The 15,320-nt window shown below is 70.2% G+C and carries 9 protein-coding genes; 3 read left to right on the top strand and 6 right to left on the bottom strand.

Going from position 1 to position 15,320, the window contains the following annotated elements:
• The 4 genes from HUV01_RS04680 to HUV01_RS04665 form a co-directional block, all read right to left on the bottom strand.
• On the bottom strand, nt 1–216 hold a 216-nt coding region (locus tag HUV01_RS04680; protein ID WP_174297148.1), incomplete at its 3' end, for a hypothetical protein.
• A 2-nt stretch (nt 217–218) separates the two neighbouring features.
• A complete protein-coding gene (locus HUV01_RS04675) occupies nt 219–1,244 on the bottom strand; it encodes an aspartate-semialdehyde dehydrogenase (protein ID WP_174297147.1) in 1,026 nt (341 codons plus the stop codon).
• 55 nt (nt 1,245–1,299) lie between these two features.
• Complete coding sequence (locus HUV01_RS04670) at nt 1,300–2,670, bottom strand: DUF418 domain-containing protein (RefSeq protein WP_174297146.1); 1,371 nt, start codon at nt 2,668–2,670, stop codon at nt 1,300–1,302.
• A 158-nt stretch (nt 2,671–2,828) separates the two neighbouring features.
• The gene (locus HUV01_RS04665; protein WP_254606381.1) at nt 2,829–5,183 is read right to left on the bottom strand and encodes a S9 family peptidase; all 2,355 of its coding nucleotides are present in this window, start codon (nt 5,181–5,183) and stop codon (nt 2,829–2,831) included.
• A gap of 226 nt (nt 5,184–5,409) precedes the next feature.
• On the opposite strand from HUV01_RS04665, the gene HUV01_RS04660 reads away from it, so the two are divergent.
• From HUV01_RS04660 to HUV01_RS04650, 3 genes are read left to right on the top strand one after another with little or no spacing between them, the layout of a single operon-like run.
• Nucleotides 5,410–6,648, top strand: coding sequence for an efflux RND transporter periplasmic adaptor subunit (locus tag HUV01_RS04660; RefSeq protein WP_254606382.1), 1,239 nt, complete (start codon nt 5,410–5,412; stop codon nt 6,646–6,648).
• Between the two features lie 4 nt (nt 6,649–6,652).
• Entirely contained in the window at nt 6,653–9,988 is a 3,336-nt protein-coding gene (locus tag HUV01_RS04655; protein ID WP_174297144.1) for a multidrug efflux RND transporter permease subunit, read from the top strand.
• Complete coding sequence (locus tag HUV01_RS04650) at nt 9,988–11,643, top strand: efflux transporter outer membrane subunit (RefSeq protein WP_174297143.1); 1,656 nt, start codon at nt 9,988–9,990, stop codon at nt 11,641–11,643. The genes HUV01_RS04655 and HUV01_RS04650 overlap by 1 nt, the downstream gene beginning before the upstream one ends.
• 21 nt (nt 11,644–11,664) lie before the next feature.
• Here HUV01_RS04650 and treY read toward each other — a convergent pair whose 3' ends face one another.
• Nucleotides 11,665–14,076 carry a malto-oligosyltrehalose synthase gene (gene treY, locus HUV01_RS04645; protein WP_174297142.1) on the bottom strand — a complete coding sequence of 804 codons (2,412 nt, stop codon included), beginning with the start codon at nt 14,074–14,076 and terminating at the stop codon, nt 11,665–11,667.
• Nucleotides 14,073–15,320: 4-alpha-glucanotransferase (malQ, locus tag HUV01_RS04640; protein WP_174297141.1), on the bottom strand; the 1,248-nt coding region annotated here is incomplete at its 5' end. The genes treY and malQ, both read right to left, overlap by 4 nt.

Below are 15,320 nucleotides of genomic sequence, written 5' to 3'. Positions count from 1 at the left end.
CGGCGTGGGCGGGTCGTAGCGTCCCGCCTCCGTCGGCGGTCGCCACGGCGCGATCGTCCGTTCGACGCATGCGGCCTGGCCGGGCGAGGTGCGCGCGACGTCGGCCATCCCGGCCTCGGCGATCGCGGCGATCTCGTTGCGCGGATTGGGCTGGCAACCGGCCAGCACCAGCGCCGGCAGCAGCGTCGGCACCGGCAGCAGCCGCGACACGCGCACCGTCACCCTTTCCGGAGGTGCCTGCGCCCCAGCAGCTCGGCGATCTGGACCGCGTTCAGCGCCGCGCCCTTGCGCAGATTGTCGGAGACGCACCATAGCGACAGCCCGTTCTCGACCGTCGGATCCTCGCGTACCCGGCTGACATAGGTGGCGTATTCGCCGACGCACTCGACCGGTGTGACATAGCCGCCGTCCTCGCGCCGGTCGACCAGCACGACGCCCGGCGCCTCGCGCAGGATCGCCTGGGCGCGGTTGGCGGACAGCTCGTCCTCGAACTCGATGTTGATCGCCTCCGAATGGCCGACGAAGACGGGCACGCGGACGCAGGTGGCGCTGACCTTGATCTTCGGATCCAGGATCTTCTTGGTCTCGACCACCATCTTCCACTCTTCCTTCGTCGAGCCGTCGTCGAGGAAGCTGTCGATATGCGGGATGACGTTGAAGGCGATCTGCTTGGTGAACAGCTTCGCCTCGGCGGAGTCGCCGACGAAGATGTTGCGGCTCTGCTCGAACAGCTCGTCCATGCCCGCCTTGCCCGCGCCGGAGACGGACTGGTAGGTCGCGACCACGATCCGGCGGATCCGTGCGACGTCGTGCAGCGGCTTCAGGGCCACCACCATCTGCGCGGTGGAACAGTTCGGGTTGGCGATGATGTTGCGCCGGCGATAGCCGTCGATCGCGTCCGGGTTCACTTCCGGCACGATCAGCGGCACGTCGGGGTCCATGCGGTAGAGCGAGGAATTGTCGATCACCGTACAGCCGGCGGCGGCGAAGCGGGGCGCATAGACCCTGGTCGCCTCCGATCCGATCGCGAACAGCGCCATGTCCCAGCCGGCGGGATCGAAATGCTCGATGTTCTTCACCGTGAACTGGCGGTCGCTGTCGCCATAGTCCACGACCTCGCCGACGGAGCGGGACGAGGCGACGACCGCGATCTCGTCGGCGGGAAACTCGCGCTCGGCCAGGATGTTGAGCATCTCGCGCCCGACATTGCCCGTCGCGCCCGCGACTACGATCCGGTATCCCATGACTCTCTCCGCGTGAGAGCGCGGGCCTAGCGTCCGGCGGGAGATTGTCCAGCGATCACGCCGCCAGCGGCATCGCCGCGTCGGCCTCCGGCGTGGAAAGCCCCCCGACCGCGTCGCCCGCGGTACCCGCGCGGCGGAACGGCTGAGGGCGGCCGTACGCGAGGCTGCGCCACAGCCATTCGAGCGGCCCTATGGCGAAGAAGCGCATCCAGACGTTGGCGACCGGCACGATGAGGACGATCACCGCCGTCGCGGCCCCGGTCATCCCGGCCCAGCCCAGCCGGCCCCACAGGCCGGGACCCCAGGGTGCGAACAGGAACCACACGCCGATGGCGGTTTCCAGGAAATAGATCGAGAAGGCGGTGCGCCCCGCCGCGCGGAACGGCGCGAGCAGCGCCCGGCCGGGGCCGGTCAGCATCAGGAGGTTCACCAGGCAGACATGGCCGAGCCCCATGACCAGCCGCGCGCCCTCCCCGGTCGCCCAGCCCAGGCGGGGGATCAGCGCGCGAGCGACCATATCCTCCGCGGCGATCCAGCGCAGCGGCACGGCGACGGCATAGGCGGCGACCGCCAGACCGAGGTAGAAGCGCCGGCTCCGCCGTCCCTGGATCACGCCCCACTTCCACAGCGCGATGCCGATGCACATCGCGCAGAACGCCTCGGCGACGGCGCCGAGCAGACTGGGGTAGATGAACCCGAGATACCCGCCCCAGAGGAACGTCGCATAGGGGACGAAGCCGCCGCGATGCGCCGCGGGCTCGATCCGTTCGATGGCTCGGATCGCGGGCGGCATCGCCTTGTGCGACTTCCACTCGCCCCACTGGCCCAAGGTCGCCCGATCGGCGGCGGTCAGCGGCCGATGCGCGGCCACGGTCGCCTCCACGGCGCGGTGCCGGTCCAGCAGATCGGCGCGCGCGGCGTAATGGACGCCCCCCGTCACCAGCTGGAACAGCGCCAGGAGGCTGCCGATCGCGACCAGCGTCCTTGGCCCCAGCCGGCGGAACGGGAACAGGAACAGCGCCGCGAGCGCGTAGACGTGGAGGATGTCGCCGGGCCACAGCATCGCGAACACGTCGAACACGCCAAAGGCGAGCAGCCACAGGGTCCGCCGGAAATACAGGTCCGCGACCGCCACCGGTCCGTCGGGATCGGCGATGCGGGTGGTCAGCACCATCAGCCCGGCCCCGAACAGGAATTGCAGCACGCACCGCTGCGTCCCCTCCAGCAGCACCTGCACCGCCGTCCAGGCGTGCGCGTCGGCGGGGGTCCACCCGACCAGGGTCGGATCGAACAGCACCCGCGGCACCGACACCGCCATGAACGGAATGTTCATGTAGAAGATGCCGAGGATCGCCAGTCCACGAAGAACATCCAGCACTTCGATCCGCGCCCTGCCCGCCACCGGCGCCAGTTCCGTTCCCGCCATGTCCCATATTCTCCCGAGTCCGGGAAGAATGGCACAGGCGTCCGGGTTTCCCAAACGGGCCGGCGGGACCGGACGACACTATTCCGGCCATCCCCAGTCTGGCGCGGGGACCCGCTAGACTTGTCGCGCGACCGATGGGGAAGAAGCGGGACCCCGGCTCAGGGCCGGGACGGCGGCGGGGACTGGGCCGGCGCGACCGCATCCGCCTTGTTCTTCACCTCCCGGTCGAGGAAGTTCAGGATCGTCCCCCAGAGATGCTCGCTGATCCCCGGCCCGCGCACCGCATGCGTGTAACCGGGGTAGAACATCATCTCGAACGGCCGGTCCGCCGCCTGGAGCTTCGCCGCGAGCATGGTCGAGTTCTCGAACACGACATTGTCGTCGCTCATGCCGTGGATCAGCAGCAACGGGTCGGCGATCGCGGCCGCGTCCGTCAGCGCGTCGGACCTGTCATAGGCGGCGGCGTCGCTCTTCGGGCTGCCCATGTAGCGTTCGGTGTAATGGGTGTCGTACAGTTCCCATTTCGTCACCGGCGCCCCCGAGACGCCGGCGGCATAGGCGTGCGGGTTCGCCTCCAGCATCTTCAGCGTCATGTAGCCGCCGTACGACCAGCCATAGATCGCCACCCGCGCCGGATCGACGAACGGCAGCGACTTGACGTATCGCGCGCCGGCCAGCTGGTCCGCGACCTCCACGCTGCCCATCGCGCGATAGATCTGGTCCTCAAACGCCTTGCCGCGATCGAACGAACCGCGGTTGTCGATCTGGAAGAACACCCAGCCCTGGCTGGCCAGATACTGCGGCAGCGCGCCCTGCCAGCCGCGCGTCACCTGCTGGCCGGTGCCGGGGCCGCCGTAATGCTGGAAGAACACCGGATAGCGTCTGCCCGGCTCCAGCGGCGGGGCGATCATCTCCCAATACAGCACCGTGCCGTCGTCGGCCTTGAGCGTGCCGAACTTCGTCTCCCGGTGCGCGGCGGCGTAGGGGTAATAGGGGTGGCCCGGGACGAGCGCGTTCTCGTTGATCCACGCCAGCCGCTTGCCCGCGGTGTCGGCGAGATACTGCTGCGGCGGCTGGCCGGGGTTCGAGCGGCTGACGATCAGCCGGGTCGCCGCCGAATCCATTGTCGCGCCGTTGGTCCAGCCGCGCTCGGTCAGCCGGGTCACCACGCCCGGGTGCGCGATGTTGACGACGTAGAGCTGGTTCTCCAGCACGTCGTCCTTCGTGCCGGTGAAGTAGAGCCGTCCGGCCTTCTCGTCGACGCCGACCAGGTCGGTCACGACCCAGTCGCCATGCGTCAACTGCGTCCAGTGCCCCTTCGAGAAGCGGTACAAGTGGCGGTAGCCGTCGCGCTCCGAGCTCCAGATCAGGTCGCCGTCCGGCATCGCGTGATAGGCATCGGACAGGTTGAGCCAGCTGTGGTCGCCCGCCTTCTCGGTGAACCACACACTCGACCTCCCCGTCTCGGGATCGACGCGCAGCATGTCGAGCCGCTTCTGGTCGCGCGATTGGCGCTGGACGAGCAGCGTCCTGCCATCCGGCGTCCAGTCGACGCGAGCGAGATAGATGTCGGGGTCGGGACCCAGGTCCACCTTCACCTGCCCCGAGCCGTCCGTCCTAGTGACGTACAGCTCGACCGCGACGTTGGGCGTGCCCGCGGCGGGATATCGCTGATCGTACACGCGGGTGCCGTTGGCGCCGATCGCCGCGCGGGTGACGATGCCGACGGGGGCTTCGTCGAACCGCTCGACGGCGATCCGGCTCTCGTCGGGGGACCACCAATAGCCTGTGTTGCGGTGCATCTCCTCCTGCGCGACGAACTCCGCCTCGCCCCAGTGGACGGTGCCGCCGCCGCCGGTCGTGACCGCCCGCGCCTCGCCCGCGCCGGTCAGCGGCTGCACGAACAGGTTCTGGCCGCGCACGAAGCTGACGAAGCCGCTGCGCGGGCTGATGGCGGGGTTCAGCTGCCCGCCGGGCGCGTCGGTGAGGCGGCGGATATCGCCGCTCGCCTTGGCAAGGTACAGGTCGCCGTCGAGCGGCACCAGGATCGCGCTGCCGTCGGGCGCCCAGTCATAGGCGACGATACCGTGCTGGCCGCTGATGCGCGTGCGCTCGCGCTGCATCTTCTCGGCCTCGGAGAGTTCGGCGCCCGATCCGACCCGCCTGGAATCGACCAGCATCCGGGCGACGCCGGTGCGGGTGTCCATCGCCCACAGGTCGTACCGGTCCTTCTCGTCCACGCGGTTGCGCAGCGAGGTGAGGAGCGCGCCGTCGGGAGAGAGGCGCAGGGCGCGGGGCTGCGACCCCGACAGTTCCGGGCTTGCGAACACGCGCGCCAGCGTCAGCACGTCCGGCGCCGCGGGAACGTCCGCGCGCGCCGGCGCGGAGGTCCCGGCTGGCGTCACCTGAGGTGCGGCCCGCGCCGGCGTATCAGCGGCCACCGCCGGCCCCGTCACCAGTAGCGAGGCGGATCCCGCCAGCATCGTCGTCATTCCGGCCAGCCATGCCCGCATCCCGTCACCTTCGAAGTTGCGCTCGGCCGACGCCGGCGGGCCGCTATCGCGCGGGGACGCAGGTGCGTAAAGGCCCGGTCGCTCCCGGCGCGGATGGTCGCAACCTTTTACCGTCAGTAATGCTTTCGCATCCGCACAATACGGCGCTAAAGAGCACCCGTGGCATTGCCGGTACGGCCGGCACGCGACGATGTTCGAATTTGAAGCGGATCAGTCGGTCTTGGTGATGCAATCCAGTCGGCGCCAGCAGGCGCTTTTCTCGATCGGCGCATGCCTGACGGCGGTCGCGGTGACGGCGTGTAGCGGCGGCGGTGGTGACAAGGCCAAGGGCAAGTCCGGCGCCGCCGCCGGGCCGCCCGAGGTCGGATTCGTCGTGGTGCAGACCAGCAGCGTGCCGGTTCCCGTCGATCTGGCCGGCCGCACCGTCGCCTACCAGAGCTCCGAGGTCCGTCCGCAGGTGGCGGGACTGGTCCAGAAGCGCCTGTTCGTCGAGGGATCAATCGTCCGGCGCGGCCAGCCGCTGTACCTGATCGACCCGCGCCTCTATCGCGCCTCCGTCAACCAGGCGAACGCGAACCTCGCCAGCGCGCAGGCGACAGCCGAGGCGTCGCGGACCCAGGCCGAGCGGTACAAGCCGCTCGCCGATATCGAGGCGGTGTCGAAGCAGGACTATACCAACGCGCTCGCCACCGCGCGCGAGAACGGCGCGGCGGTGCTCCAGAACCGCGCCGCGCTGGACACCGCGCGGATCAACCTGAGCTTCACCACCGTGCCGGCGCCGATCTCCGGGCGCATCGGCCGGTCGCAGTTCACCGTGGGCGCGCTGGTGACGACCAGCCAGACCGATCCGCTGACGACGATCCAGCAGCTCGACCCGATGTACGTCGACATGCAGCAGTCGGCGGGCGACCTGCTGGCGTTGCGCCGCTCGCTGGCCGCCAGGAACGGTGTCGTGCCGACCCGCGCGGTGGTGCGGCTGAAGCTGGAGGATGGCAGCGACTATGGCCAGACGGGGGTCGTGGAGTTTTCCGAGGTCGTGGTCGACCAGGCGACCGGCACCGTCACGTTGCGCGCCCGCTTCCCCAACGCCCGCGGCGTGCTGCTGCCGGGCATGTTCGTCCGCGCCTCGTTCGCCCAGGCGGTGGATCAGGACGCGTTCCTTGTGCCGCAGCCCGCGATCTCGCGCGACCCGCTGGGCCATGCGACGCTCTTCGTCGTCGGCCCCGACAACCATGCGGTCGAGCGCAGCGTCATCGCCACCCGGACGCAGGGTCCCGACTGGGTGGTCACCCAGGGCCTGAAGCCCGGCGACAAGGTGATCGTCCAGGGCCTCGCCACGCTGAAGCCCAAACAGGCGATCCGCCCGGTGCCCGCGAACACGGCGCAGAAGATAAGGCCGCCCCAGAAGGGCGGCGGCAAGGATGGCGGCGCCAGTGGGGGCGGCGCGGGCAAGGCTGGCGGATGACGCGATGATCTCCCGCATCTTCATCGACCGCCCGATCTTCGCATGGGTGCTGGCCATCGTCGTGATGATGGCCGGGATCGGCGGCATCCTCGGCCTGCCGATCGCGCAATATCCTGACGTGGCGCCGCCGCAGGTGACGATCAGCGCCACCTATCCGGGCGCCAACGCCGCCACGCTGCAGAACGCCGTCACGCAGGTCGTGGAACAGACGCTGACGGGCATCGACGGGCTGCTGTATTTCCAGTCCGCCTCGTCCAGCCGCGGCCAGGTGACGATCACCGTCACCTTCAACAAGGGGACCGACCCCGACATCGCGCAGGTCCAGGTGCAGAACCAGGTGCAGCAGTCGCTGTCGCGGCTGCCGCAGCAGGTGCAGGCGCAGGGGCTGATCGTGCGCAAGTCCAATCCGGACTTCCTGCTGATCGCGGGCGTGTACGACTCGACCGACAAGCGCACGTCGGCCGACGTTTCCGACTATCTGGTGTCCACGCTTCAGGACTCGCTCGGCCGCATCAAGGGCGTCGGCAACACCAACGTCTTCGGTTCGCAATATGCGATGCGGGTCTGGCTCGATCCCAACAAGCTCAACTCGTTCCAGCTGATGCCGGGCGACGTCGTCACCGCGATCACGAACCAGAACACCGACGTGTCGGCGGGCGAGATCGGCGCCCAGCCGGCGCCACCCAAACAGTATCTGGACGCGACCGTCACCGCGCAGTCGCGGTTGCAGACGCCCGAGCAGTTCCAGGCCATCGTGCTCAAGACGCTGGCGACCGGTGCCACCGTCCGCATCCGGGACGTCGGGCATGTCGAGCTGGGGCCGGAGGATTACTCCACCACCAGCCTGGTGAACCGGCATCCGGGCGCGGGCATCGCCGTCCTGCTGTCGCCCGGTGCCGATGCGCTGGCGACCGCCAAGCTGGTTAAGGCTGAGATCGCCAGCGTCGCGCAGGGATTTCCCGACGGCTTCAAGGTCGCCTACGCGAACGACTCGACCGACTTCATCAAGCTGTCGATCGAGGAGGTGGTGAAGACGCTGATCGAGGCGATCGTCCTCGTCGTCCTAGTCATGTTCGTGTTCCTGCAGAGCTGGCGCGCGACGCTGATCCCGGCGATCGCGGTGCCGGTGGTGCTGCTCGGGACGTTCGGCATCTTCTATCTCGCGGGCTTCTCGATCAACACGCTGACGCTGTTCGGCCTCGTCCTCGCGATCGGGCTGCTGGTCGACGATGCGATCGTGGTGGTCGAGAACGTCGAGCGGCTGATGGACGAGCAGCCGGACCTCACCCCGCGCGACGCCACGATCAAGTCGATGGACGAGATCACCGTCGCGCTGATCGCGATCGCGCTGGTGCTGTCGGCGGTGTTCCTGCCGATGGCGTTCTTCGGCGGCTCGACCGGCGTGATCTACCGCCAGTTCTCGCTTACCATCGTCTCCGCGATGATCCTGTCGGTGCTGGTGGCGCTGATCCTGACGCCCGCGCTCACCACGACGATGCTCCGGCAGAAGAAGCGCGACGAAAAGGGCGATCCGGTCGAGGACGGCTGGGTCGGCCGACGTCTGCCGCGCGTCGCCCATGTCGTGGCCGGCGGACGCGACGCGTTCAACCGCGGCTTCGATGCCACGACGGACCGGTACCAGCGTTGGGTCCACAAGGTGATCGACACCCGCTGGCTGTTCCTGCTGATCTATGGCGGCGTCGTGGCGCTGCTGGCGATCCTGTTCCTGCGGCTGCCCACCGGCTTTCTCCCCACCGACGATCAGGGCATCGCGCTTGTCCAGTTCCAGCTTCCCGCCGGCGCCACGCTGAACCGTACCGACCAGGTCCGCAACGCGGTCGAGCAGTATTTCACCAACTACGAGGGCAAGAACGTCAAGACGCTGTTCTCGGCGGTGGGCCGGGGGGCCGGCGGCACGCCCGGTGGCCAGAACACGGGCCTGGCCTTCCTCGCGCTGTCCGACTTCGACAAGCGCAAGGGCACCGCCAATGGCGCGGACGCGATCACCAGCCGCGCCTCGGGCGCGTTCCACAACCTTCGCGATGCCCAGGTCTATGCGCTGATCCCGCCCGCGATCCGGGGCCTTGGCCAGTCGAACGGCTTCACGATGGAGCTGCAGAACACCAGCAACATGAGCACCCAGCAGTTCGCGGCGGCGCGCGACCAGCTGCTGGCCAAGGCGTCGGCGGACCCGACGCTCGTCGGCGTCCGGCTGACCGAACTGCCCGACGTGTCGACGCTGCAGGTTCAGGCGGACCCGCAGCGGCTCGCGGTGCTGGGCCTGTCGCAGGCGGACGTTAACACGACGCTGTCCACCGCCTGGGGCGGACGCTACGTCAACGACTTCCTCGACCGCGGGCGTGTCAAGCGCGTGTACGTGCAGGGCGACGCGCCCTACCGGTCGTCGCCGACCGACCTCAACCAGTGGTTCGTGCGCGGCAGCACCGGCGCGATGACGCCGTTCCCGTCGTTCTCCAGCACCAGCTGGGGACAGGCGCCGGTCAGCCTGTCGCGGTTCAATGCGCAGCCGTCCTACGAGTTTCAGGGCTCGGCGGCGCCCGGGCAGAGTTCGGGCCAGGCGATGGCGCGGATCGAGCAGATGGCACGGCAGATTCCCGGGACCGGCATTGCCTGGGCGGGGCTGTCCTTCCAGGAACGCCTCTCGTCCGGCCAGGCGCCGGTGCTGTACGGCCTGTCGCTGCTCGTGGTCTTCCTGTGCCTGGCGGCGCTGTACGAAAGCTGGTCGATCCCGTTCGCGGTGCTGCTCGTCATCCCGCTCGGCCTGGTCGGCGCGGTGCTTGCGGTGACGTTGCGCGGCCTCGTCAACGACGTGTATCTCCAGATCGGACTGCTGACGACGATGGGTCTCGCCGCGAAGAACGCGATCCTGATGATCGAGTTCGCCGAACAGGCCGAGCGGCAGGGCAAGAAGCCGGTGGACGCGGCGTTGGAGGCGGCGCGCATCCGCCTCCGCCCGATCCTGATGACGTCGTTCGCGTTCATCTTCGGGGTCTTCCCGCTTGCCATCGCGTCCGGCGCGGGCGCCAACAGCCGGGTCGCGATCGGCACCGCGGTGATCGGCGGGATGTTGACGGCGACGTTCCTGGCGATCTTCTACATCCCGCTGTTCTTCGTGCTGGTGCGGGTCGGGCTGGGCGAGACGATCGCGAGGCTGCGTGGTCGCAAGCCGGATGCGGACGACGGACACAGCGGTGGTGACGACGGCCATGGTCGCGGCGGCGATGGTCGCCCGGGGCAGGCGGGAGGACCAGGGAACCGGCAGCCGTTGCTCGCCGCGCCCGCCGACACGCCTCTCCTCTCCGCGCCGGATCACGCCTGATGCGCTCCGCCCGGTCGCTCGCCCCGTCCGCCCTCGCCCTGTCGGCCCTCGCCCTGTCGGCTCTTGCCGTGTCGGGGCTCGCGGGCTGCTCGCTTGCCCCGCCCTACGTGCGGCCAGCACTTCCGGTGCAATCGTCGTGGCCGGTCGGAGACGCGTATCTGCGTCAGAGCGAGGCGGCGCTGCCCAGCGTCGGCTATCGCGACGTCTTCCGCGACCGGCGGTTGCAGGCGATCATCGGCATGGCGCTGGTGAACAATCGCGACCTGCGCGTGTCGCTGGCTAACATCGTCGCCGCGCGGGCACAATACCGCATCCAGCGCGCCGACCTCTACCCGCAGCTGGACGCGACCGCGCGCTACACGCGATCGGGCTATGGCAACGGCACCGGCAACATCGCGAGCAGCGGTACGGGCACCGGCACCGGCACGACGACCGGCTCCGGAGCAACCACCGGTTCCGGAACGACGACGGGCACCGGAACAGGCACCGGCACGGGAACGGGAACCGGCATCGCCACCGGGACTAACGGTGCGTCGAACGGTTCCGGCGCGCTGACCAGCGTCAGCAGCACGGGCAACGCGTTCACCCTTGGCCTGGCCAGCACGGCGTTCGAAGTCGACCTGTTCGGCCGCGTGCGCTCGCTCACCCGCGCGGCGCAGGCGCGCTACTTCGCGACCGAAGCGGCGGCGCGGGCGACCCGGCTGACGCTGGTGGCGGACATCGCGACCGACTGGCTGCAATATGCCGCCGACCGCAGCCTGCTCCAGATCGCGCAGCAGACGGTGGTCAGCGCCGGCCAGACGGTCCGCCTCACCCAGGCGCGGCTGACCGGCGGCATCGCGCCGCGCACCGACGTAGCGCAGGCGATCACGGTGCTGGCGACCGCGCAGGCCGACTTGGCGGAGCAGACCACATTGACGGCGCAGGACGTCAACGCGCTGCAATTGCTCGTCGGCGCGCCTGTCGATCCCGCGCTGCTGCCGCACGACCTCGACGAGGCGTCGCCGACCTTGGCCGTGCTGCCGGCCGGGCTCGACTCGTCGATACTGCTGCGCCGTCCGGACGTGGTGCAGGCGGAATACACGCTGCGCGCCTATAACGCGGAGATCGGTGCGGCGCGCGCGCAGCTCTTCCCTACGATCTCGCTCACCGCCGTTGCGGGGATCGCCAGTACCGCATTGTCGTCGCTCTTCACGGCCGGTGCGTTCAGCTATTCGGCGGCGCCGTCGATCACCTATCCGATCTTCCAGGCAGGCGCCGCGCGCGCCGGCGTCGCCTATTCGCGCGCCGAGCGCGACGTGGCGCTGGCGACCTATGAGCGCACGATCCAGACGGCCTTTCGCGAGGTGAGCGATGCGCTCGCGCGGCGGGGTACGATCGCGGACGAACTCGCGGCGCAGCAACGCAACCTCGCCGCCGCCGTCGACGTGGTAAATCTGGCCGGTGCGCGGTATCGCGGCGGGATCGATCCGTTCCTGAACACGCTCGACGCGCAGCGAACGCTCTACACGACGCAGCGCACGTTCGTCGCGACGCAGCTGACCGGAGCCGACAGCCTCGTCACTCTGTACCAGGTACTGGGAGGCGACTCGACGCTGGATGCCCCCGCGACCGGTCCGACGCTGGTGCCGGAACGGCGGCTGCCCGCGAACTGACGTCCCGACCGGACGACTGCTCTATCCCGGCGTGGACATGTCCAGCCACACCGGCGCGTCCGCCAGCAGATCCGCGACCGGCATGCCGCGGCCGACGGCGGTGTCGCCCCACCATGCGCGCGGAGGCACCGGAGTCCCTTGGCCCAGCAGCGGCGCGGCACAGCGTAGCGCGGCGACGAGACGCAGGGTACGGCCCGCCAGTCGCCGCTCGAACGCGATCACATGGCCCGCCCGCGCACCTGTCGCCGTCAGCGGCCGATAGCCTCCTTGCGCGAACAGCGCGGGATCGGCGCGGCGCAACGCGAGCAGGCGCGCGATCAGGTCCAGCTTGTCATCGCCGCCCGCCACCAGCAACGCGCGCCGCCGCCGGTAGTCGACGGGGCGGCGATTGTCGGGATCGACCAGCGAGAAGTCCACGAGTTCCGTGCCCTGGTAACAGTCCGGTACACCCGGCGTGGTGAGGCGTAATACGGTCTGCACGAGAGTCACGGCCAGTGTCGCGCTCGCCGTCGCGTTCAGGAAGGCGGCGAGGTCGGTCAGGAAGCCGGGCGACCGGTCGGCGTCGAGCAGCGTCCTCGCCGCGTCGGCGCATCGTGCCTCGTACGCCTCGTCCGGCGCCGGCCACGACGAGCGCAGCTTCGCCTCGCGCAGCGCCTTGCGCTGCCACTCGATCACGCGACCGGCATAGGCGGCGAGCCCCGCCGGGTCGGAAGGCGACAGCCCGTCCGGCCACGCGCCGAACAGCGTCTGCAACAGCATGTATCTATCGCCCGGATCGAGCGGATCGAGCGCGGCGGCGGCCAGCCGTCGCCAGCGGGCGATCGCCGCCGCCCATTGCGCGGGAATGCCGCTGAGCACCGACAGCCGCGCGCGCATGTCCTCGCCGTGCTTGTGATCATGGGTGGCGGTCGCGAGCATGGCGTGCGGGAACTGACCGGCACGGGTCGCCATGGCGGCGTGGAACGCGCCGACCGCGCACGCGAACCGCGCAGGATCGGAGCCGACCTCCGTACGCGACAGCAACCGGCCGTGGCGGTAGAAGGCGGTGTCCTCCACCGCCTTGGCTGCGATCATCGTGGACAGCTGCTGGAAACGGCGCACCGCCTCCGCGGCCCTCGCCGGATCGCCCGTACCCCCGCCGGCCAGCCAGGCGAGGATCAGGTCGACCATCCCCGCCTCGCCTGGCGGCGCGAACGCCAGTGCCCGCTCGCGCGCCAGGACGCGGACCGGCGCGTCGAACGCGGGCGCGGTGTCGCCGGTGCCATAGGTGCGATAGACCGGGAACACCCACAGCAACCGCTCGATCGCGCGGCGCAGCATTCCGTCGCTGACGCCGCCCGCTATCGGCCCCGATGCGACCAGCGCGGAGAACGCCTCGACGCACGCCGCAAGCTGGCCCCCGAACGACCAGGACAGCATCTCCCGCCGGGCGAGCAGCTCCTCGGGCGGGAAGGCGGCGGACCGGCCGCTGACCGCGTGCCACAGCTCGCCGAGCGGCGCTTCGCCGGCGGGATCGTGCAGGAGTTCCGACACCTGCTCCATAAAGTCGTAGCCGCTGGTCCCATCGAGGCCCCAGTCGCTCGCCAGCGGCTCGCCGGCCTTCAGGATCTTTTCGACCACCAGCCAGGCGCCCGGCCGGATCGCATCGAGGCGGGCGCGCAGCTTGCGACAATAGCCGGCGGGATCGGTCAGCCCGTCGACGTGGTCGACGCGGAAACCGTCGACCAGCCCTTCCTCGTACAGCCGCAGGTGGAGCGCATGGGTCGCCTCGAACACCGCCGGGTCCTCGACACGGACGCCGACGAGGTCGTTGACGGTGAAGAACCGGCGCCAGTTGAGCTCATCGTCCGCGACGCGCGCGACGGCGAGACGGTAGTGCTGGCGATCGAGCAGTTCGGACAGCCCGATCCGCCCGGCATCCGCCTGATCCTCGTCGCGGACGGGAAAGCGCCGGTCGCCCAGCGCGATCGACCATCGGCCGGCGTCGCGGACGAGCGTCAGATCGCCGCCGGCGATCGCCGCCGCCGGCGGGTCCCGCAGTACCGGCAGCAGGACCGGCCGGCGCCAGTCGATGTCGAAGACGGGCGCCCACCTGCTCGCCTGCCCCCGCGCCAGCACGTCCTCCCACCACGGGTTCTCGCCGCCGGCGATGCCCATGTGGTTGGGGACGATATCGACGACCATCCCCATGCCCCGCGCGCGCAGCGCCGCGACCAGGGACCGGAAGCCCGCCTCGCCGCCCAGTTCGGGGCCGATCCGCGTCGGATCGACGACGTCATAGCCGTGCGCGGAACCGCTCGTGGCGGTCGCGATCGGGGAGGCATAGACGTGGCTGATCCCCAGATCGTCGAGATAGGGGACCAGCGCCTCGGCATCGGCGAAGGTGAAGCCGGGCCGCAGTTGCAGCCGATAGGTGGCGCGCGGAACCGTCACGCCCGGCGCCCGGCGGCCAGACCGGCGATGCGCGCGACGACCCCCGGCCGCGCGAGCACCTGCGCGGTGGCGGCTGGCATGCGGCGGCGCCAGTTGGGATGCTCGTCGATCGTGCCGGGGACGTTGGGCTGTTCGACGACGCCGGCGATGTCCTCCATCGGCACGATCGCCAGCACCGACGCCGTGCTTCCCACGAAGGCGACGGCGGCGTCCACCGCGCGATCGGCCTCGTCGGGGGAGGGTTCCGTGCCCCCGGCGACGCGCGCATCCACCGCGGCGGTCCAGAACGCGGCCTTGTCGTCATCCCGCGCGGCCCTGTCGGCGGCCTCGTCGGGCGCCCTGCTGGTGCGGCCGAGGTCCCATGTCCAGTCGATGTCGCGCGCCCGCCACCAGCCGGCGATCGTCGGCAGGTCGTGCGTGCCGGTCATCGCCACCGTTTCCAGCCCATAGCCGGCGGGAGGAACGAAGCGCCCGTCGCCGTCGCGCTCGAACGGCAGGACCCGCATCCCCAGCATCGCCCGCTCGCCCATCGCCTCGCGCACGCCCGGCGGCACGGTGCCCAGGTCCTCGCCGATCACGATCGCGCGGGCGCGCGTCGATTCGATCGCGATGACGCGCATCAGGTCCGCCATTGGCATCGTCAGGTAGACGCCGTCGCCCGACCGCGCGCCCGCCGGGATGACCCACAACCGGCTGAGCCCTAGCGCGTGGTCGATGCGGATGCCCCCGGCTCGATCGATCGCGGCGCGCAGCGTGGCGATGAACGCGTCGAAACCGGTGCGCCGCAGCGCGGTCGGCGAGAAGCCGGTGATCCCCCAGTCCTGTCCGTCGGGACCGAGCCGATCCGGCGGCGCGCCGATCGACAGGCCGCCGAGAAGCTCGTCCCGCCGGCTCCACGCATGGCTGCCGCCCGAATCCATCCCGACGGCGAGGTCCGCGATCAGCCCGATGGCCATGCCCGCCGCGCGCGCGGCGCGCTGCGCGGCCTCCAGGCTCTCGCCGACGAGCCACTGGCAGAAGGCGTGGAACGCGACCTCGTCGCTCGCCTCGCCGGCAAAGCGCGCCACCGCCGCACCCGCCGGGTCGTGATAGGCGGCGGGCCAGCCCTGCCAGCCGGTCGCACCGGTAGCCGCGAAGAACCGCGCGTGGAGCGCATCGAACCGCGCGTGCCGTTCAAGCTCGTCGCCACCGTGCCGCCGGAAGCGCGCGACCGCATCGCGCACCGGCTCGCCCGCCTGCGCCCA

The organism is Sphingomonas bacterium (assembly GCF_903643035.1).
In the GTDB taxonomy this organism is placed as follows: Bacteria; Pseudomonadota; Alphaproteobacteria; order Sphingomonadales; family Sphingomonadaceae; genus Sphingomonas.
This window is presented reverse-complemented; position numbering and strand designations above follow the sequence as displayed.